Annotated in this window: 13 protein-coding genes; 8 read left to right on the forward strand and 5 right to left on the reverse strand. The window is 75.1% G+C overall.

All coding sequences use genetic code 11. From position 1 onward, the window contains the following. Window positions 1-14 precede the first annotated feature (14 nt). Together ACIGO8_RS30445 and ACIGO8_RS30450 are read right to left on the reverse strand one after the other, a co-directional pair. Window positions 15-1,616 (reverse strand): right-handed parallel beta-helix repeat-containing protein, encoded by a 1,602-nt coding sequence (locus ACIGO8_RS30445; RefSeq protein ID WP_399737359.1) that lies wholly within the window; start codon window positions 1,614-1,616, stop codon window positions 15-17. Window positions 1,617-1,759: 143 nt separating this feature from the next. Continuing rightward, complete coding sequence (locus ACIGO8_RS30450; RefSeq protein ID WP_399737361.1) at window positions 1,760-1,981, reverse strand: hypothetical protein; 222 nt, start codon at window positions 1,979-1,981, stop codon at window positions 1,760-1,762. Window positions 1,982-2,006: 25 nt separating this feature from the next. On the opposite strand from ACIGO8_RS30450, the gene ACIGO8_RS30455 reads away from it, so the two are divergent. Beyond that, complete coding sequence (locus ACIGO8_RS30455; RefSeq protein ID WP_399737441.1) at window positions 2,007-3,425, forward strand: S8 family serine peptidase; 1,419 nt, start codon at window positions 2,007-2,009, stop codon at window positions 3,423-3,425. Window positions 3,426-3,465: 40 nt separating this feature from the next. Further along, window positions 3,466-4,929, forward strand: coding sequence for a S8 family serine peptidase (locus tag ACIGO8_RS30460; protein WP_399737363.1), 1,464 nt, complete (start codon window positions 3,466-3,468; stop codon window positions 4,927-4,929). Here the strand turns inward: ACIGO8_RS30460 and ACIGO8_RS30465 are convergent. Further along, entirely contained in the window at window positions 4,923-6,356 is a 1,434-nt protein-coding gene (locus ACIGO8_RS30465) for an amidase (protein WP_399737365.1), read from the reverse strand. The genes ACIGO8_RS30460 and ACIGO8_RS30465 overlap by 7 nt on opposite strands. 193 nt (window positions 6,357-6,549) lie before the next feature. On the opposite strand from ACIGO8_RS30465, the gene ACIGO8_RS30470 reads away from it, so the two are divergent. Genes ACIGO8_RS30470 through ACIGO8_RS30480 form a run of 3 tightly spaced genes read left to right on the forward strand, consistent with a single transcriptional unit; the run spans window position 6,550 to window position 12,506 of the window. Further along, the gene (locus tag ACIGO8_RS30470) at window positions 6,550-7,539 is read left to right on the forward strand and encodes a hypothetical protein (RefSeq protein WP_399737367.1); all 990 of its coding nucleotides are present in this window, start codon (window positions 6,550-6,552) and stop codon (window positions 7,537-7,539) included. 53 nt (window positions 7,540-7,592) lie between these two features. Further along, window positions 7,593-9,467 (forward strand): HSP90 family protein, encoded by a 1,875-nt coding sequence (locus ACIGO8_RS30475; RefSeq protein WP_399737369.1) that lies wholly within the window; start codon window positions 7,593-7,595, stop codon window positions 9,465-9,467. Continuing rightward, window positions 9,468-12,506, forward strand: a complete 3,039-nt coding sequence (locus ACIGO8_RS30480) for a hypothetical protein (RefSeq protein WP_399737371.1) — start codon at window positions 9,468-9,470, stop codon at window positions 12,504-12,506. A 286-nt stretch (window positions 12,507-12,792) separates the two neighbouring features. On the opposite strand, the gene ACIGO8_RS30485 is transcribed toward ACIGO8_RS30480, so the two are convergent. Beyond that, window positions 12,793-14,007: an aromatic acid exporter family protein gene (locus ACIGO8_RS30485; protein ID WP_399737373.1), complete on the reverse strand. Its 1,215-nt coding sequence runs from the start codon at window positions 14,005-14,007 to the stop codon at window positions 12,793-12,795. Window positions 14,008-14,186: 179 nt separating this feature from the next. Here ACIGO8_RS30485 and ACIGO8_RS30490 point away from each other — a divergent pair, with 179 nt between their 5' ends. Further along, window positions 14,187-15,698 (forward strand): MFS transporter, encoded by a 1,512-nt coding sequence (locus ACIGO8_RS30490; protein ID WP_399737375.1) that lies wholly within the window; start codon window positions 14,187-14,189, stop codon window positions 15,696-15,698. A gap of 7 nt (window positions 15,699-15,705) precedes the next feature. Here the strand turns inward: ACIGO8_RS30490 and ACIGO8_RS30495 are convergent, their stop codons facing one another. Beyond that, window positions 15,706-16,821 carry an aldo/keto reductase gene (locus ACIGO8_RS30495; protein WP_399737377.1) on the reverse strand — a complete coding sequence of 372 codons (1,116 nt, stop codon included), beginning with the start codon at window positions 16,819-16,821 and terminating at the stop codon, window positions 15,706-15,708. Between the two features lie 233 nt (window positions 16,822-17,054). Between ACIGO8_RS30495 and ACIGO8_RS30500 the strand changes: the two genes are divergently transcribed. Continuing rightward, window positions 17,055-17,558, forward strand: a complete 504-nt coding sequence (locus ACIGO8_RS30500) for an NUDIX domain-containing protein (RefSeq protein ID WP_399737379.1) — start codon at window positions 17,055-17,057, stop codon at window positions 17,556-17,558. 189 nt (window positions 17,559-17,747) lie between these two features. Then, entirely contained in the window at window positions 17,748-20,585 is a 2,838-nt protein-coding gene (locus ACIGO8_RS30505; RefSeq protein ID WP_399737381.1) for a hypothetical protein, read from the forward strand. Window positions 20,586-20,645: the final 60 nt, after the last annotated feature.

Genomic DNA, 20,645 nt, shown 5'->3' on the forward strand with positions numbered 1-20,645 from the left:
CTACCGCCGCGGCGTCAGATCGTGTTCTGGACCGCCGTGGTGCCGGTGCCGTTGTCCACGATCGCCGGGGTGCCGGCGCCGCGGGCGGTGAGGTCGTTGCCGGCGACCCAGGTGCCGGCGGAGCCCGCCATCACGCCGACCGCCGCTCCCGAGGCCCCGCCGGTGACCGCCTCGACGGTGTTGGCCTGTACGAGGGTGCCGGCGGCCTTGCCGCCGATCCGTACGGCGTAGGCCGTGGCTCCGGTGACGTGGTTGCGGCGGACGGTGGCGCCGTCGACGCCCGTGTTGATGCCGGGGCCGGCGCAGGTGGAGACGGTGTTGTCGGCGATCAGGGCGCCGGGCGCGGCGGTGGCGTCGGCCGCGCTGCCGAAGTCGACGCCGATGCCGTCGCCCTGGACGTCGCTGACGGTGTTGCCCGCGACGATCGCGTACGGGGCGTTCTGGACGTGGATGCCCTGGCAGTTGCCGCCGGTGGTGAGGCGGACGGTGGTGGTGACGGTGTTGCGGGTGACGGTGAGGCCGTCGGTCTGCGCGGCGTAGATGCCGGCCTCGCCCCTGACCGAGACGACGGTGTTGCCGGTGACGGTGATGTCGCGGTGCCGGGCGCCGGTGGTGCCCGCGGTGACGGAGATGCCGCTGCTGCCGTCGACGTCGCGGATGGTGTTGCCGGAGACGGTGATGCCGGTGAGGGCGTTGCCCTTGGGCGAGTTGAGGTAGATGCCGTGGACGGCGACGCCGCCGATCGTGTTGTCGGCGATGACGGAGTCCTGCCAGTCGGCGGCCCGGATGCCGTAGGCACCGGACTTCTCGACCGTGTTGCCGATGACCCTGATGCGCCGGTGGGTCACGCCCGCGGCGCCCGCGTGGTCGCCGCACAGGGCGCCGAAGGGCCCGGTGGTGGTGCCGGCGCGCAGCGTGCATCCGGTGATGAGGATGTCCTGGCAGGCGGTGGAGTCGTAGGCGGGGGCGGGCAGGTTGCCGGTGGTGGCGCAGGTGATCTGCACCGCCTCCTTCATGGTGAGGCTCGCGCCGTCGCCCGGGTGGTGGCCGTCGAAGACGCAGTCGACGATCGCCGCGTTGCGGACCGCGTTGAGCTCGACGGCGTGCGCGGAAGGCGTGTCGACGAAGGTGCAGTCCTTGACCAGGACGCCGTCGCAGTGGGCGAAACCGATGGCGTCGCTCTGGCTGGTGTAGACGCTGCCGCGCATGTCCCAGGTGCCGCCGAGGACGGCGAGGGAGCCGGCGCCCTCGTAGCCGTACACCTTCGTGACGGAGTCGAAGTTCTTCAGCAGCGCGCCGCTGTTCCAGAGGCGGACGATGCGCGCGCCGTACGCGGAGACGGTCGTCCCGGCGCCGAGGACGAGGCTGGTGCCGATGGGGTACGTACCGGGCGGGATCAGCAGGGTCGCGCCGCCGGGCACGGTCTTCACCGCCGCGAGGGCGCTCTGGAAGGCGGCGGTGTCGTCGGTGGTCCCGTTGCCCTTGGCGCCGTGGGCGGTGACGTCCACGACGACGCCGGATCCGGCGGCCGCGGCGGGCGTCGCGCCCAGCACGGCGCCGCCGCCCCAGGCTCCCACGAACCCGCCCATGGCCAGCATCAACGCTCGGCGTTCCACGCGCCCTCCCCTGTTCTCGACGTGCGGGCGAAGCGTACGTCAGGGGCCGGACGGGCAGGTCCGCGGGGGCCGGACCAGACGGTGGCCGGCCTCCGCGGTGCTGCGACGACGGCGGCGGGCGGGCCGGCGGGCGGGCGGGCGGGTCAGCGTGCGGGGCGCAGGGCGACGAGCAGGTTCTGATGCGCGTCGCGGGTGACGAAGAGGCCCGAGCCGGCCACGGCGGTGTGCTGCGGGATCACGACGCCGGCGCCGAGCACCTTGGCGTCGCCGGCCGGCGTGGTGAGGTCGAGCCGGGCCACCGGCGCGTCGGGGCGGTCGTCGCCGACCGTGCCGTAGGCGACGCCGTCGTCGGCGACGGCGCGCACCGCGATCGTCTTGCGGTTGACCGGTGTGCTCGCGCTGTGCGCGCTGGCCGCGGCCGCGCCGCCGGCCCCGGCCCGCGCGGAGACCGGGGCCCGGGCCGCCGGGACGGCCGCGTACGTGGTGGTGCTGAAGGACGGCACGGACGACCCGGGAGCGGCGGCGGCCCGGCTGAACCGGCGCTACGCGGCGGGCTCGGCGGGCTCGGCGGCGACCGCCGTCTACCGGCACGCCCTGCGCGGCTACGCGGCGCGGCTGACGCCGGCCGAGGCCGCCCGGCTGCGCACCGACCCCGCCGTACGGTTCGTCAACCCCCAGCGCACCTACCGCGCCTCACCTCCCGCCCATCGCCTCGCCGTCGCGCCCACCGCCTGCCGGACGGCGAGCGGCACCGGCCAGTGCCTGCCCGAGTGGGCGGACCGGATCGACGCCGAACGCTCCTCCGCGCGCTCCGGCGACGGCCGCGGCTCCGTCACCGGTGTGAACGTGGCGGTCCTCGACAGCGGCATCGACGGCACCCATCCGGAACTCGACGTCCGCGGCGGCGCCGACTGTCTCGGCGGCAGCCCCGTCGTGCCCGGCAACAGCCTCGTGGTGGGCGACCCGCACGGCACCGAGGCCGCCGGTGTCATCGCCGCCAAGGACGACGACCAGGGGATCGTGGGCCTGGCGCCCGGCGCGCCGCTGTGGGCGGTCAAGGTGTTCCCCGACGACGAGAGCGCGACCACCGACGACACCGTGCTGCTCTGCGGACTCGACTGGATCGTGTCGACCCGCACGGACCAGGATCCCTCCAACGACATCCACCTGGTCAACATGAGCCTGGCCACCACCGAGGACGACCGGGAGGACACGGACGACGGGGCGTGCGGGACCGTCGACGGCGACACGTTCCACATGGCCGTGTGCGCGGCCGCGCGGGCCGGAGTGACCATGGTCGCCGCGGCCGGCAACGACAACGTCGACCTGGCCCGGCGCGCGCCCGCCGCGTACCAGGAGGTGCTGGCCGCGACCGCCATGACCGACTTCGACGGCAAGCCGGGCGCGCGGTCGGCGCCCGACTGCTACGGCGCCGACTACGGCGCCTTCGGGGAGCAGGACGACCAGGCCACCCTGGAGTTCAGCGACTTCGTCCGCAAGCGCGAGGACCGGCTGCACACCGTCTCCGCGCCCGGCGTCTGCGTCCTGACCACCAGCTCCGTCCAGCAGGGCTCGTACGCGGCCGTGGACGGCACCAGCTTCGCCTCTCCGGCGGCGGCCGGCACCGCCGTCCTGTGCCTCGCCTACGGGCCGTGCGACCCGGCCAGGCCCGTGGACAACGTCCGGATCCTCACCGCCGACGCCCGCCGCTACGAGCGCGCCCATCCCTCGTACGGCTTCGAGGGCGACGACCACAGCCCGGTCCCGGGCCGCCACTACGGCCCCCTCGTCCACGCCGGCAGCTACTAGAGGTGTCTCGCCCCCAGCGCAACCCAAGACAGGAGCAGGCGTGAACTTCTCCCGCCGTACGAGCGTGCTGGCCGCCCTGGTGCTGGCCACGGCCCTTCCCGGCGTCCTCGCGCCCTCGGTGCGCGCCGCGGGCCCGCAGCGGACGGACCGCTACGTCGTCGTCCTGGCCGACACCGCGTCCGCCGATCCGTCCGCGCTCGCCGCGCGGCACCTGCGCTCCCTCGGCCGTGCCCCGGTCGCGCCCGAGGTCGTGTTCCGGCACGCGCTGCGTGGCTACGCGGCCGCGCTCACGCCGGACCAGGCCGCCGCGCTCGGGCGCTCGCCCGAGGTGCGGTTCGTGTCCCGTGAGCACACCTACCGTTCCGCGACGCGGACGGCGGACGGCCCGGTCCGGCCCGGCACCTCGCCGGCCCGGCCCGGCACCTCGCCCTGCCGCACCGCCGTCGACGTCACCCGCCGCCAGTGCCTGCCCGAGTGGGCGGACCGGATCGACGCCGAACGCTCCTCCGCGCGCTCCGGCGACGGCCGCGGCGCCGTCACGGGCGTCAACGTGGCGGTCGTCGACAGCGGCATCAGCGGCGGCCATCCCGACCTGGACGTCCGCGGCGGCACCGACTGCGTCACCGGGCAGCCCGTCGTTCCCGGGGCCAGCCTGTCCGACCCGGCCGGCTTCGGCACCGCCGTCGCCGGGGCCGTCGGCGCGCGGGACAACCGGACCGGCGTCGTGGGCGTGGCGCCCGGCGTCCCGCTGTGGTCGTACAAGGTCTTCCCCGACGACGGCGGCACCGCGACCGACTCGTCCCTGCTGTGCGCGCTCGACCGGGTCGCCGCGACCCGCGCCGACGGCGACCCGGGCAACGACATCCACGTGGCCACCCTGGCCTTCGCCAGGACCGACCTCGCACCGGCGGACGACGGTCGGTGCGGCACCGTCAACGGTGACGCGCTGCACCTGGCGGTCTGCACCACCACCCGCGCGGGCGTCACCTTCGTCGCGGCCGCGGGCAGCTTCCGCTGGGACGTCGACCTCTCCGTGCCCGCCGCCTACGACGAGGTGCTGACCGCGACCGCCGTGGCCGACTTCGACGGCCGCCCCGGCGGGCGCGGCGCGGCCGACTGCCGGGGCACCGACTACGGCTCCTTCGGCTTCCTGGACGACCAGGTGGCGCTGCCGCTCGCCGGTTTCGCCCGGTCGGCGGCCGACCGGCGGCACCTCGTGGCCGCGCCCGGCGTGTGTGTCGCCTTCACCGGTCCCGCCGACGTGCCGCTGCCGACGCTCGTGACCGGGACCGGCGCGGCGGCCGCGGTCGCCGCCGGCGTGACCGCGCTGTGCGTCGCGCACGGGCCGTGCGCCGAGGACGATCCGGCCCGCACGGTGCGCCGGATCGTCTCAGACGCCGACCGCCACCGGCGCGACGACCCGCGCTTCGGCTACTACGGCGACCCGGACCGTCCGGTCCGCGGCCGCTTCCACGGCCCGCTGCTCAGCGCCGCGCTCTACTGACCGGCGGGGCCGCCCAGGTCCTGGACGCGCCGGAACGGCTGCTCGGCCTCCAGCTGGAACGCGACCTCCAGGAGGGTGCGTTCGGCGCCGGGCCGGGCGGAGAACATCACGCCGACGGGCAGTCCGTCCTCGGTCGCGGTCGCGGCGGGCAGCGAGAGCGAGGGCGTGCCCACGACGTTGTTGACCGGCGTGAACGCGACGTAGGCGAGGATCCGTTCGATCAGCGAGGGGTAGGCCACGTCCGGGCTGAGGTGGCCGAGCCGCGGCGTGGTGTGGGCGAGCACCGGCGACAGGATGAGGTCGAGGCCGCGGAACGCCGCCGCGTAGGCCACCTTGGTCTGCTTCAGGCGCTTGAGGACGCCCGGTGTGCGCCGCCAGTTCTCGAGGTACGTCTCGCGCAGTCCGCGGCTGAGGCCGTCCATGCGCCGCCGGTCGAAGTCCGTGCCGAGGGTGCGGCCCGTGACGCCGAGCAGGAACGACAGCAGTCCCCAGTAGGTGAGGAAGTCCTCGGTGAAGCGCGGGTCGATGCGCAGCTCGACCGGTTCCACGGTGTGGCCGAGCCGTTCCAGCGTCGCCACGGTCCCGGTGACGGCATCCCGGGTCGCGGCGTCGGAGCGCACGCCGTTCGGTGAGTCGACGAGGAAGCCGATGCGCAGCCGGCGCCCGGAGGGACCCTCGACCAGGCCGAGCGGCGGCAGCGCGGTGTTGCGCCAGTGCCGCTCGGCGGCGGCGAGGAAGGCGGCCGTGTCGCGTACGGAGCGGGTCAGCACGCCGTCGGACACGATGTCCAGAGGCAGTTGACGGCTCTGGGCGTTCGGCACGACCCGGCCGCGGGTCGGCTTGAGTCCGACGAGTCCGCAGCAGGCGGCGGGGATCCGGATGGAGCCGCCGCCGTCGTTGGCGTGGGCGATCGGCACCGCGCCGGAGGCGACCAGCGCCGCGCTGCCGCCCGACGAGCCGCCCGCGGAGAATCCGGTGTGCCAGGGGTTGCGGACCGGCTCCGCGCCCTCGTACTCCGTGCTCGGGCTGAAGCCGAACTCGGGCAGCCGGGTCTTGCCGAGCACGGTGACGCCGGTGCTCAGGAACTGCCGTGCGAAGGGCGCGTGGCGGCGCGCGGCCCGCGGGGTGAAGGCGGAGCTGCCGTGGCCGGTGGGCAGGCCCTGATAGTCGGTGTTGTCCTTGACGAAGCTCGGCACTCCGGCGAACGCGCCGCCCGCGCCGGTGGCGTGCGCCGGGACGTCGATGCGCACCTGCACCGCGTGGAGCCGCGCCTCGACCGCGCGCACCCGGGCCGCGGCGTCCCGGGCGACCTCGGCGGCACCGACCTCACCGCGCCGGACCGCCTCGGCGAGCCCGACGGCGTCGTGCTCGCCCAGGGCGTCGTCCCGGAAGGCGTGCACCGTGGTTCGTTCCTCGAATGTCGTCACCGCTGTTCAGCCCCCGACCGTGTGGATGGATGACCTCCATCATCACCTACCGCCAAGTAACTCGCGAGGGTTTGCCGCCCGTGCCCGACCCGGGAATACAGGTGTGCGATTGTCGGTCGCGCGTGATAGTCACTACTCCACCGGGCGGGCTGATCACCGACCTGCCCGTTCGGACGGACCAAGGGGTGGGGACATGGCGTTGCTCCGTGACTGGGGGCTCACGCTGGGGAGATGGGCGGGGAAGGGCAGCCAGCGACCGCCGGCCGCGCGGATGCAGCAGGACTCGGGCGATCCCGACGCGTGGCGGGTGCGGGTGGCGGCCGAGGCGGCCGACTGGGAGGCCGTACGGGAGGTGCTGGAGGCCCGGCCCGAGCGGGAGGACCGCACGGAGCTGCTCTGGGCCGTGGCCGACACGGCCGGCGTGGAGCGGTGGATCGCCCCGGTGCTCGAGGCGGAGCCGGAGGCGGCGCTGCCGCGGCTCGTGGCGGGCCTCCGGCACGTCAGCTGGGGCTGGGAGGCCCGGACCGGCGCGCGGGCGAAGGACGTCTCGCGCGAGCAGTTCGAGGTGTTCCACGCCCGGCTGCGGCAGGCCGAGGAGTGGCTGTACGAGGTCGCCGAGCGCGAGCCGGGCTGGACCTCGCCCTGGTACGGCCTCCAGATCGCCGGCCGGGGCCTGCAGGTCGGCCAGGTCGTCGCACGGCGCCGGTTCGAGGCGACCGTGCGCCGCGACCCGTACCACCTCGGCGCGCACCAGCAGCAGCTGCAGCAGGTCTGCGAGAAGTGGAGCGGCTCGCACGAGGAGATGCACGCCTTCGCGCGCGCCTCCGCGTTCGGCGCGCCCGGCGGCACCCTGCTCGGCCAGCTCGTCGCGATCGCGCACATCGAGCAGTGGCTCTCGCTCGACCCGGGCGAGGACGCCGCGTACATGCGCCGGCCCGAGGTGGCCGGCTCCCTCGCCGAAGCCGCCGACCACTCCTACCGGCATCCGGACTTCGTCCGCCGGGGCGCGTGGCTCCAGCTGCTCAACTCCTTCGCCATGGCCTTCTCGCTGGCCGGCGACCACGCCTCGGCGCGCGAGTGCTTCGAGGCCACCGAGGGCCGGGTCACGGAGTTCCCGTGGCACTACATGGCCACCGACCCGGCCGCCGCGTACACCCAGCGGCGTGCGGCCGCCTGGCGCTGAGCCCCGGCCGTACCCCTTCCGTCCCGCACCGCCCCACCGAAAGACGTCACCAGGTGTCCCACTCAGAGACCGCCCACACCTTCCAGGTCGACCTGCGCGGTCTGGTCGACCTGCTGTCCCACCACCTCTACTCCAGCCCCCGCGTCTACCTCCGGGAGCTGCTGCAGAACGCCGTCGACGCCATCACCGCCCGCCAGGCGGTCACGCCCGGCGCGCCCGGCACGATCACGGTGACCACCGGTGACACGCTCACCGTCACGGACACCGGCATCGGTCTGACCGAGGCCGACGTCCACCGCTTCCTCGCGACCATCGGCCGCAGCTCCAAGCGGACCGCCGACGGCGCGCTCGACGGCGCCGGACTCGACGCCGCGCGCGGGGAGTTCATCGGCCAGTTCGGCATCGGCCTGCTCGCCTGCTTCGTCGTGGCCGACGAGATCACGGTGCTCAGCCGGTCGGCGGCCGACCCGGCCGCGCCCGCCGTCGAGTGGCGCGGCCACTCCGACGGCCGCTACACCCTGCGCGCCCTGCCCGCCTCCGCCGTGCCCGAGCCCGGCACGACCGTGCGGCTGACGCCGCGCGCCGACAACGCCGAGTGGACGAGCCCCGAGCAGGTCGTCGCCCTGGCCCGGCACTACGGCGGTCTGCTGCGGCACGAGGTCACCGTCGTCGGACCGCGCGGCGAGACCCACCGGATCAACGAGACGCCGCCGTGGGAGCAGACCCACCGCTCCCCGCTGGCCCGCCGCGAGGCGCTGAGCGCGTACTGCCGCACGCTGTTCGACTTCACCCCGCTCGACACCATCGAGCTCGACCTGCCGGCCGCCGGCCTGCGCGGTGTCGCCTACGTGCTGCCCACGCCGGTGAGCCCGGCGCAGCGGGCCGGCCACCGGGTGCACCTGAAGGGCATGCTGCTCACCGACCAGGCGCCCGAACTCCTGCCGGACTGGGCCTTCTTCGTGCGCTGCGTGGTCGACACGACGAGCCTGCGGCCGACCGCGTCCCGGGAGTCGCTGTACGAGGACGGCACCCTGTCCGCCGTACGGGACGCCCTCGGCGACCGGATCCGCGACTGGCTCACGAGCCTGGCCGCCAGCGACCCGGCGCTGCTGCACCGCTTCATCGACACCCACCACCTCGCGGTCAAGGCGCTCGCCCGCTACGACGACGAGCTGCTGCGCATCGTGCTGCCGTGGCTGCCGTTCGAGACCACCGACGGCAACGTGACCCTGGAGGAGTTCGCCCGGGCCCACCCGACCGTGCTGGTCGCCCGGAGCGTCGAGGAGTTCCGCCAGGTCGCCCCGATCGCCTCGGCCGCCGGGCTCGGCGTGGTCAACGGCGGCTACACCTACGACCGGGACCTCGTGCACCGGCTGCCCGAGATCCGCCCGGGCACGGCCGTCACCGACCTCGACCCGGCCACCGTCACCGCCCACCTCGACGCCGTCGACCCGACCGCCGAACTGCGCGCGGCGGCCTTCCTCGCCGTCGCCCGGGAGACCCTCGGCGTGCACGACTGCGACGTCGTCCTGCGCGACTTCCAGCCGGTCACCGCGCCCGCGCTGCTCCTCGACAACCGCGAGGCGCGCCACGAGCGGACCCGGTCGGGCCTCGCCGCCGACAGCGACGGCCTGTGGGCCGACATCCTGGGCTCGCTGCGCCACGAGACCCCGCGCGCCCAGCTGGTCCTGAACCACCTCAACCCGCTGGTCCGCCAGGCGATCACGATCATCGAGCGCGGCCTCGCGGTCACCACGGCCGAGGCGCTCTACGGGCAGGCCCTGCTGCTCAGCCGCCGCCCGCTCAAGGCCACCGAGAGCGCCCTGCTCAACCGGGCCTTCATCGGCCTGCTCACCCACGCCATGCACCACCCCGGCACGGACACGCCCGGTACGGACACCGGCACCGGGCCCCGGAAGGAACTGTAGATGCTGGACACCCCCGAGGCCGTGCTCGAGGCGATGCGGGAGAACCACGACCGCCCGCACGGCCTGCCGCGCACCGTCACCGCCGAGGAACTGGTCGAGGCGGCGGAGCAGTTCGAGGAGCCCGACGTCCTCGTCACCGCCCTCATGGAGCTGATGACGGCGTACGAGTTCACCGGCGAGCACCGCAAGTCGCCCGTCGTCTTCGCCCGGCTGCTGAGGCTCTGGGACACCGCGCCCGACGCCTTCAGCGCCTACGAGGCGCACCAGGTCTTCTGGCGCTTCAAGTGGGTGACCACCTCCCTGCTCCAGGTGCCCGAGGTGCCGCTGGCCACGCTGCACGGCTGGATCGACCAGATGCGCGACCGCTACGAGGCCGCCGAGCACGGCATGCAGCCGGTGGCGGCCATGCGCTACCACGTCGCCGCGCACACCGGTGAGGGCGTCGAGGACGCGTACGACCTGTGGGCCACCCGGCCCCGTACCGAGCTGAGCGACTGCGAGGCCTGCGAGACCCGGCAGTTCGCCTGGCACCGGGTGGCGGCCGGCGACGACGCCGGGGCCCTGGACACCTGGCGGCCGGTCCTGGAGGGAGCGCAGAGCTGCAGCGAGGAGCCGCAGCTGAGCCAGGCGCGCGCCCTGCTGCCGCTGCTGCGCACCGGCCGCCTGGACGAGGCCCGCTCCCACCACCTCACCGGCTACCGGCGGGTCCGCGGCAACACCGGGATGCGCCACGAGGTCGGGCTCCATCTGGAGTTCTGCGCCCTGACGCGCAACGAGGGCCGCGGGCTGGAGATCCTGGCCGAGAACCGGCCGCTGTTCGAGACGGGCGGCGCGCCGCTCGCCCGGCTCGGCTTCCTCACCGGAGTGGAGGTGCTCGTCGCCCGGCTGGTCGAGGACGGTCACGCCGGCACCGTGGTCGCCGGCCCGCCCGGCCGGAACTGGACCGCGGGCGAGCTCCTCGCCCATGTCCGCGCCGAGGCGGACCGCATCGCCGCCGCCTTCGACGCCCGCAACGGCACGGGCGCCGTCGGGGACCGCCGGCGGGAGCGGCTCGCCCGGCGCCCGCTGCTCGACGAGCCGCTGCCGCTCGGGCTGCGCACCCCGGCCGCCCGCGCGGCCGCGGTGCCGCCGGCCGCGCCGGCCGCGGTCGTGACGGCCGTGCCGGACGACTTCACGGCGCTCGTCCGGGAGGCCCGCCGCCTGGACCACCAGGGACACCCCGGCGCGCACCGGCTGTGGGACCGCGTCGCCGAGCGTCTCGCCGACGGCACCGGCACGCCCGGCGGGGAGGTGGGGCCCGAGGACCTGCTGCGGGCGCAGCTCGCCGAGCACCGGGCCGCCCGGTGCGGGCGGGAGGACCGCGACGTCGAGGGCGTCGCCGAACTGCGCCGGGCGGCCGAGCTGTTCGAGCGGGTCGGCATGGCGTGGCACACGGTGTCCGCGCGGGCCCGCGCCCTGGCCTGGGAGTCGGCCCCCGACCCGGCGGAGGCGGGCGGCGAGGAGCGGGCGGACGCGCGGCGGGCCGGCCTGGAGGAGGCCCTGCGCGAGGCGGAGCGCCTGATGACCGACGCGCCGTTCACCGGCGAGCGGCCCGCCGCCGGTGAGACGGCGGCCGGGAACGACGTGGGCGAGGCGCGGGTCTTCGAATACCTCACGCTGCTCAACGCCTGTGCGTTCGCCGCCTACCAGGACCTCACGCGGCAGCTGCCGGAGCCGTCCGAGGCGGCCGTGGCGTGGTTCGAGGAGCGCGCCGAGAGGCTGCGGGCGGAGGCCGAGCGGCTCGGCGTGCCGCACCAGGCGGCGAGTGCGCGGCAGTACGTGGCGGACGTCGCCGCCCGGCGCGGCGACTTCGCCCTGGCCGAGGCGGAGCTGCGCACCGCCCTGGCCGAGGTGGACGCCTCCGGGCGGCCGTGGCGCGGTTCGCGGCCGCGGGGCCTGCTCGCCCAGCTGCTGATGAGCCGCCACCAGCCGGCCGAGGCGATGGAGCTGCTGCACCAGGCGATCGCCGACGCCGTGCGGTCCGACGACACGGACTTCCCGCTGGCGCCGACGTACGCGCTGCTCGGGCACGCCGCCTCGCACGCGGGCGACACGAGCGCGGCGGTGCGGCACCTGTCGGAGGCGGCGGCGCGCTTCGACCAGGACGGGGAGCACGCCGAGGCCACCGACGTGCGCCTCCAGCTCGCGGACGTCCTCGCGGGCGGCGGGCAGCAGGCGGACGCGGTGGCGGTCCTGGAGTCGGTGCTGTCCGCGCCCGCCGAGGAGCCGGGCTCGCCCTCGGCCGGCGCCGCCGGCTCCGACGGGTCCGACGGCTCCGACGGCTCCGACGGGTCCGTCGACGAGCGGGTGCTCGCCCAGGCCCGGCTGTCGCTGGCGCGCGGGCTGCGGGAGCTGGAGGAGTACCTGGCCTCGGCCGAGGAGTTCCTGCGGCTCGCGGACATCGTCGCCGCATGGGACGACGACCGTCAGGTGCACACGCTGGTCGCCGGCGAGGCCGCGGTCACGCTGGCGCTCGCCGACCGCTGGGACGCGGCGGCCACGGCGTACGAGCGGGCCGTCGCCGCGCACGCCGAGGCGCCGAACCCGCCCATGATCAGCCACATGATGCGCGAGTTCGCCCGGCTGACGATGCTGGCCCGCGGTCCCGAGGGCCTGGACGCGGCCCTGGACCACCTGGACCGGGCGGACGCGCTGCTGGCCGCCCTTCCGGCGGACGAGGCCGAGGCCGCCGGCCTGTTCTACCAGCAGGGCTCGGTCCACTACCGGCGCGCCCGCGTCCTCGCGGAGGCCGAGCGCTTCACCGAGGCGCTGGCCGCGGCGGAGGCGGCGGTCGCCACGCACGAGAAGGACGGCGAGGAGGGCGAGGTGCCCCGGGCCGAGGCGGTGCGCGTCGCGGCCCTGATCGAGGCCAACGGCCTCGACCGCGTTCCGGCCGCGCTCACCCGCCTCAGCGCGGCTTCGGCCCGCTGCCGGGCCGCGGACCTGCACGAGGCGGCGGACATCCTCGACGACCTGCGGAAGGACTTCGAGAACCGCTAGGGAGCCGCTCGCCCCGGGCGGCGCCCGGGGCCGGACCACGCGGGCGGTCCGGTCGGTCCGGACCGCACGGACGAGCCGGTCGGGCCGGACCACACGGACGGTCCGGACCGCACAGATGGGCCGGACGGCGCGGGCGGGCCGGACGGTCGGTCCGGTCTGGCCGGCCTGGCCGGCCTGGCCGGCCTGGCCGGACGGTCGGTGCGGTGCCGGTCGGTCAGTGCGGCGCCGGGGTGCTCCGGCGGTGCCGGTCGGTCAGTGCGGCGCCCCCTCGGGCGGTGCCGGTCGGTCAGTGCGGTGCCGGGGCGCTCGGGCGGCGGCGGCCGAGGCGGCGGCGGCGTTCGCGGCGGGCGGCGGTGTGGCGGTCGAGCTCCTCCATGAGGCGGCGGCCGCGGTGTTCGGGGTCCAGCTCGTCGAGGACGCGGTCGACCTCGGCGAGCAGCGCTCCGTACAGCTGCCACTGGGCGGAGTCCCGCAGCGCGAGGGCGAGGAGCAGGCCGGCGGCGGCGTCCCGGCGGGCGCGGGCGGCGCGCAGTTCGCCCGCGAGGCGGGTCTCGGCGGCCTCGGCGGCCTCGCTGCCGGAGGAGGTCACGAGGACGGCGTAGCTGACGAAGGCGTCGGCGGTGTGCTGGGCCGTCTCCTGGAGGGCGAGCGCGGTCGGGCCGGGCAGCAGTTCCGCGCCGTCGCGCGCCTTCGCCAGGTCGGTGACGGTGCGGGCGAGCACGCGGAGCACGACGGCGCAGATCTCCAGCGTGTCCAGTCCGGTGCGCAGCACGATGCGGTGCAGCAGGCCCTCCTTGACCCGCGGGTTGAGCCGCAGGCTGTCCTCCGCCGTGCGCAGCGCGCCGTCCACCTCGGCCACGTCGTTGTCGAGCCGCCGCGCCTCGTGCAGCCGCGCCGCCGCCCGTTCCACCGCCGGCGCGCCGGTGAACTCCTCCGCCACGTCGAGCAGCAGCCTCCGCATCCGCCGGGCCAGGTCCTCGATCGACGACCCGGCCGTGTCCACCCAGACGGGCGGGGCGAGCACCAGGTTGAACAGCATGCCGACGACCGCGCCGATCAGGGTCTCCAGGACGCGGTCCCACGCGGTGTGGGCCACCTGGGTGACGCCGAGCACCAGCATCGCGCTGATGGCGACCTCGGGGATGAACTCCTCGACCTTCACGAACCGGCCGACGACGAGCGAGGCCAGGATGACCAGCGCGAGGCTCCACCAGGAGAGTCCGACGATCACGCTGAACCCGATGGCGATGAGGACGCCGACGACGACGGAGTTGACCCGGCGCAGACTCGTGGTGAGCGTCGAGTAGAGCGTGACCTGCACGACGAGCAGGGCGGTCAGAGGGGCCGTCAGGGGCGCCGGCTCGCTGCTGAGCCAGAGCGCGACGACGTACGAGATGGTCGCCGCCGCCGTCGACCGCACCGTCTGGACGACGAACGGGTCACGGCGCAGCCGCCGCAGCAGATCGGCGTAGCGGGCGTCCGGTCCGGTGCGCTGTGTCACGTGCTCCCTCGCCTTGTCGTGGTCGTGCCGCCCCGCCCGCTCCTGCCCGGCCCGTCCGAGCGTACGCGCCCGGACGGCGGTCGATCTTGTTGTGGGACCTCCGCCTCGCCCACAAGCTGGACAGGTCACCTCCGGACGCAGGGGGAATGACATGCCGCCTGAAGGACCAGGAGGGAAGCATGACCACGAAACCGACACCGCCGCCCGCGGCCTCGTCCGCGTCCACGGGCACCGTGACCACCGCCGTTCCGGCCCGTCTCGACCGCCTCCCCTGGTCGCGCTGGCACTGGATGATCGTGATCGGCCTCGGCACCGTCTGGATCCTGGACGGTCTGGAGGTCACGATCGTCGGCAACATCGCCGGCCGTCTCGCCGAGGAGGGCAGCGGCCTCGACATCACCTCCGCCCAGGTCACCGGCACCGCCGCCGCCCTGTACGTCGCCGGCGCGTGCTCCGGCGCGCTGTTCTTCGGCTGGCTGACCGACCGTCACGGCCGCAAGAAGCTCTTCATGGTGACGCTCGCCGTGTACCTCGCGGCGACCGCGCTCACCGCGCTGTCGTTCGAGTCCTGGTGGTTCTTCCTCTTCCGCTTCCTCACCGGTTTCGGCATCGGCGGCGAGTACGCGGCCATCAACTCGGCGATCGACGAACTGATCCCTTCCACCTACCGGGGCCGGGTCGACCTGATCATCAACGGCAGCTACTGGCTGGGCGCGATCGGCGGAGCACTGCTGTCCATCGTCATGCTGGACACCGACATCTTCCCCATGGACGTGGGCTGGCGGCTCAGCTTCGCCCTCGGCGTGGTGCTCGGCCTGGTCATCCTGCTGGTGCGGCGGCACGTGCCGGAGAGTCCGCGCTGGCAGTTCATCCACGGCCACGGCGAGCAGGCCGAGGAACTGGTGTCCGCCGTCGAGAAGGAGGTGGAGCGGGAGCAGGGCAGGCCGCTGCCGCCGCCGCACGGCGAGATCACCATCCACCAGCGCAAGAGCATCGGCTTCGGCCTGATCGCGAAGACCGTCTTCCGCAGCTATCCGCGCCGGGCGGCCCTCGGTCTGTCGCTCTTCATCGGCCAGGCGTTCCTCTACAACGCCATCACCTTCGGCTTCGGCGCGATCCTCACCACGTTCTTCGACGTGCCGACCGGCCACACGGGCTACTACTTCGCCGTGATCGCCGCCGGCAACTTCATGGGCCCGCTGCTGCTCGGCAAGCTGTTCGACACGGTCGGACGCCGGGTCATGATCTCGTCGACGTATCTCCTGTCCGGTGTGCTGCTCTTCGGCACGGCGTGGCTGTTCGGCCGGGGCTCGCTCACCGCCGACACGCTCACCGCGTGCTGGTGCGTGGTGCTGTTCTTCGCCTCGGCGGGCGCGTCGAGCGCGTATCTGACGGTCTCGGAGGTCTTCCCGATGGAGACCCGTGCGATGGCGATCGCGTTCTTCTACGCCGTCGGTACGGCCGCGGGCGGCATCAGCGGCCCGCTGATCTTCGCCGACCTCACCGCTTCGGGCGTCGTCTCGGACACGGTCCTGGCCTTCCAGATCGGCGCGGGCCTGATGTGCGCGGCCGGTCTGGTGGCGGCCTTCCTCGCGGTGAACGCGGAGCGCCGCTCGCTGGAGGACATCGCCGAGCCGCTGTCGGTGGCGGACGACGCCGGGCCGGGGACGCGGCCCGCGGGCCGGGCGTGACCGGCATTCAGGACCAGGCGAGGGCGGACCGGGTGCGCCAGTAGGCCTCGGCCGGTTCGGCGAGGGCCGTCAGTCGTTCCAGGTCCTCGGGTGCGAGGGCGAGACTGGCCGCGGTGAGGTTGGAGGCGAGCTGGTCCCGTGTCGCGGCGCCGGAGAGCACCAGGTCGGCCCAGGGCTGGGCGGCCGCCGCGGCGAGTGCGACGGCGTCGCCGCCCGCGCCGGTGCGGGCGGCGACGGCGCGCAGGGCGGCGGTGCCGGGCCCGGTGGCGTTGCGGCCGGCGAGCCGGCCGTTGGCCATCGCCTCCTTCACCACGACCAGAAGGCCGGCCTCGTGGGCCTCGGCGAGCGCGGGGCCGGCCGACGGTTCGAGCAGGTTCCAGGTGCACTGCACGGCGGTGAACAGCGGTCGTCCGGCCACGCGCGCCGTGAGCGCGGCGCGGATCGTGTCGCCCTGCGCCGGTCCGCTGGTGGAGAGCCCGACCCGTACGCCCTCGGCCGCCAGGTCCGCCAGCCGGGCGTGCAGGGCCGGGTCGGTGAGCGCCGGGCTGTCCGGAGTGACGGAGTGCACCAGGTACACGTCGGGGTTCCGGCCGAGCGCCGCCCGTGTCTCCTCGATCTGACGGTCGAACACCGCCGGTGAGTGCTCCTTGACCTCGTGCGCGGCGACTCCGGAGATCCGCCAGTCGGCGGTGTAGGTGTAGCCCCATTTGCTGCCGACCGTCATCTGGCGGGCGGCCTCGGGGCGGGCGGCCAGCCAGGTGCCGACGAACTCCTCGGCGCGGCCGTAGGACCTGGCCGTGTCGACGTAGCGCACGCCCACGTCGAAGGCGGCGTCGAGCAGGGCGTGGGTGCGGGCGCGCAGGGCGCTCACGGTGCGGTCGGCCGGCAGGTCGAGGTCGCGGCCGAGCGTGATGTAGCCGGGCCGGCCGACGGCCGCAGTTCCCAGGCCGAAGCGCGCGAGGCGGGACGGAAGGGCGGACGGTGCGGCTTCCGCCCCGGCGGTTCCGGCGTCGGCTCCGGCGTCGGTTCGGTGGGCTCCGGTGGCGGTTCCGTCGGCTCCGGTGGCCCCGGTGGCGGTTCCGTTGGCTCCGGCGTCGGCTCCGGTGGCGCGCTCGGCGGGCATGGCGGGATCCCTTCGGTGGGGGACGGTGATCCGGGTCCGAGCCTAAGGCGTGCCCCGCAGCCGCCCGGGCAGCGCCTGAGGGGCGTCTTTCGGCTGCCGTCTCGTCCGGATGAGGTGTGCGCGAAACGCCTGGTCCGGTCGTTGGGCCGGGTGACACGAAAGGTGAGTGCCTTGCTCTTTCCCCTCCGAAGTTTCCCGCGCACCCGCCCGGTTCTCGTCGAAGGAGGCCCGGCGTGAGCGACACCTGGCTGCCGCTCGAGGAGTACGCGGCGTCCCTGCCGAAGGCGACCGTGTTCGGCGCGGTCTTCTTCACCGACGAGCGCGACCGTCCCGTACAGCTGCGTTCGGTCTACAGTCCCCAGCATCCCTGGCAGTGGGCGGGCGGTACGGCCGAGCCGGGCGAGCGGCCGTGGGAGACGGCCGTCCGTGAGACCAAGGAGGAGACCGGGCTCGTGGTGCCCGGTCCGCCGCGGCTCCTGGCGGCGGTGTTCGGGCTGCCGGGCCCGACCTGGCCGCTGGCCTCGGTCGGTTTCGTCTTCGACGGCGGCCGCCTGACCGACCGCCAGATCGAGTCCTTCGCGTTGTCTCCCGAGGAGCACGACGAGGTGCGGGTGCTGGCGCTGGAGGAGTGGCGGGAGCTCATGCCGGCCCGGGACTTCGACCGGCTGGCCGCCGTGACGCAGGCCCGGCTCAGCGGGACGCCGGCGTACTTCGACACCTGGGACTGGGAGACGTAAGGCCTGAGCTTACGAGGCGCGCGGCCTTCGACCGGCACGTTTCGGACGTTTGACCTGCCGTCAGGCAACCCGCGGATCCTCGTCACCGTCCTCCTGGGGCGAGTGAGGCGCCAGTGACCACGGAGCCTCGGGGGGAACCGGGGCTCACCACGGGTGTCTCGACGAGACCTACAGGGTGAGGAAGACGTTTTGATACGTGTCACACGCGGCGTGACCGGCGCCGTGGCGCTGCTCGCGCTGGCCGCGGCGTCACCCGGGGCGGCGTACGCGCTGCCGTCCCCGGGGGCACCGGGAACGCCGACGACCACGGCGTCGCCGCAGGACCTGCCGGCCGGCTGGCGGGTCACCGGCACCGGTGCGGACCGGCAGTTGGTGTGGACCGCGGACGAGGCCGTGCCCATGGGGGACGCGCGGGTGGAGTTCCGGGACGGCGGACGGCTGCTCGGATATCCGGTGGCCGCGAAGGACGGCCGCAGCTTCCGGCTGGCGCTCGGGGACACCCGGGTCGAGGACGCCAAGGAGCTGCGGGTGACGGCCGGCGGGCGGCGCCTCGACGGTGACGGGCCCGCCCTTTCGGGCCGGCTCCGCCCGTCCGCTCCGGTCCGGCCCGCCACGCCGTCCGCGCCGGCGGCGCGGCCGGAGGCGCCGCTGCCCGTGAACGCGGTGGACCCGGGCGTGCCCGGGCGCTATCGCACCGTGAGCGGTGAGTACGCGCTGACGTCGGTGCGGCTGCCGGGCTTCGCCGAGCCGGTCGAGATGCGCGCGGCCGTGGTGGGCCCGGCCGACGCGCCGGGCAAGCGGCCGGTGGCGCTGTTCCTGCACGGCCGTCACGGCACGTGTTTCAAGCCCGGCACCGACGAGGTGACCGGCGACTGGCCCTGCAAGCCCGGCATGAAGCCGATACCGAGCCACCAGGGATACGCGAAGGTCCAGCAACTCCTCGCCTCGCAGGGCTATGTGACGGTGTCGGTCTCCGCCAACGGCGTCAACGGGCAGGACTTCCAGGCCGAGGACGGCGGCGCCGAGGCCCGTTCGTCGCTGGTCCGCCGGCACCTCGCCCGCTGGGCCGACTGGGCCGGCGACCGCAAGGACGCGCCCGCCGTCGTACGCGAGGTCGCCGCGGCCGACCTGTCGCGGGTGCTGCTCGTCGGCCACTCGCGCGGCGGCGAGGGAGTCAACCGGGCCGCGCTCGACAGTCTTTCCGCGCCGCCCGCCGACCAGGACGGCGCGCGGGGCCCCGTACGGTGGAAGATCCGCGGCAACGTCCTCGTCGGGCCCACGATCTTCGGCCAGAACCCGGTCCCGGACGTGCCGTCGGTGACGCTGCTGCCGGGCTGCGACGGCGACGTGTCCGATCTGCAGGGCCAGATCTACGTCGACGGCACCCGGGGCGTCAGCCGGGGCGCGGCGCTGCACAGCGCGGTCTACATGGTCGGCGCGAACCACAACTTCTTCAACAGCGAGTGGACTCCGGGCCAGGCGAAGGCGCCCGCCTTCGACGACTTCTGGTCCGAGGAGGGAGCCACGGACCCGGTCTGCTCCCCCGGCACCGGGACCCGGCTGACCGCGCCGCAACAGCAGGCCGCGGGCGCCACCTACGTCGCCGCGGCCGCCCGGCTGTTCGTCGACGGCGACGACCGGGTCCGTCCGCTGCTGGACGGCACCGGCCGCCGTGCGCCGTCGGCCGGCCCGGCCCGGGTCCTCACCCATGCCGTCGGCGCGCACCGCGCCGCGGCGTTCCTGCCGGGACCGTCCGTCAGCGTCTCGGGTGCCGGCCGGCTGTGCGCCCAGGTCGATCCGGACGCCGCGCGGGCCTGCCTGCCCGAGGACCCGGAGAATCCGGGCGCAGGTGGCCGGTCCCCGCACTTCGCGGGCTGGGAGGCCGCCCGTGAGCCGGGCCGCGACGCCGTCGCGATGCGCTGGACGCGGGCGGGCACGCCGGTGACGGTGCGCGCGGCGCGCCCGGTCTCGGTGGCGGGCTCCGAGGCGCTGGCGCTGCGGGTGATCGTGCCGCCGAACAGCACGGGCGCCGCGTTCGACGTCTCGCTGACGGACGCGGCGGGCCGGCGGGCCGGCCTCGGCCGGGTCCGAGCGGACGGTCTGCCCGGTTCCGACCGGACCGCTTCGTACTGGGGCCGCGAGCTCCGCGTGCCGCTGGCCGCCGCCGGCCGGGCCGGCCTGGACCTGAAGCGGATCGCCGCGCTCGAACTGACTCCGCGCGGCCCGGCTGGCCGGGCCTGGCTCATGGACGCGTGGGGCTGGCGGCCCGGCACTCCGGCGGTGCGTCCGGCCGCGCTGCCGCGCGTCGACATCGGCCGGCTGACGGTCGACGAGGGCGACTCGGGCGTGCGGACCTACCACGTTCCGGTGCGAGTGAGCGGCCAGGGCAGCGGCCAGGTCCGTCTGTTCGTGCCGCGTCCGGGCGGCGACGAGGTCGACTCGCGTCTGGTGACGGTCCGCCCGGGGCGGCAGGACATCCAGGTGCCGGTACGGGTGCGCGGCAACACGCGCTACGGCTACGACGAGACGCACGACGCGTTCGTCAAGGCGGTGCGGGGCGTCGTGGTCGGCTCGCACCGCGGCGGGGTGACGGCGCGCAACGACGACGCCGCGCCCACGGTGCGGCTGACGCCCGTCGCGGCCGACGTGGCCGAGGGCGGGGCGCTGACCTGGCGGGTGACGCTGTCGGGCGTGGCGGACGCGGACATCATGGGCGGGTTCGAGTTCCTGCCGGTGACGAACGGCACCGAGCTGTCCTCGGCGGACGTCGAACGCGGCTGGCTGGAGGAGAACTTCGGCGCCGTGCCCGATCCGCCGCGGCCGCTGTCCCAGCCGGTGGAGCAGGGCGCGTACGCCGGGTTCTCCGTCCCGGCCGGGCAGACGAGCGCGGAGGTGCGCGTGCCCACCGTCCGGGACGGCGTCGCCGAGCCGGCGGAGTCGGTACGGGCGGTGCTGTTCTCCTACGACGCGAACTGGGAGCGGGTGCCGGTCACGGAGTTCACCGGCACGGTGCGGGACGCCTCGTGATCCGCTGAGCACGTGGTCCACGGACCGCGTGAGGCCGTACGGCGCCGCCCGCGGGGCAAC

The sequence above is a fragment of the Streptomyces sp. NPDC053493 genome (assembly GCF_044544825.1).
Classification (GTDB): Bacteria; Actinomycetota; Actinomycetes; order Streptomycetales; family Streptomycetaceae; genus Streptomyces.

Bases quoted from the DNA above. Each gene is read 5' to 3' on its own strand.
- ACIGO8_RS30470 (WP_399737367.1), top strand. From the start codon at position 6,550: ATGGCGTTGCTCCGTGACTGGGGGCTCACGCTGGGGAGATGGGCGGGG.
- ACIGO8_RS30480 (WP_399737371.1), top strand. From the start codon at position 9,468: ATGCTGGACACCCCCGAGGCCGTGCTCGAGGCGATGCGGGAGAACCAC.
- ACIGO8_RS30490 (WP_399737375.1), top strand. From the start codon at position 14,187: ATGACCACGAAACCGACACCGCCGCCCGCGGCCTCGTCCGCGTCCACG.
- ACIGO8_RS30495 (WP_399737377.1), bottom strand. From the start codon at position 16,821: ATGCCCGCCGAGCGCGCCACCGGAGCCGACGCCGGAGCCAACGGAACC.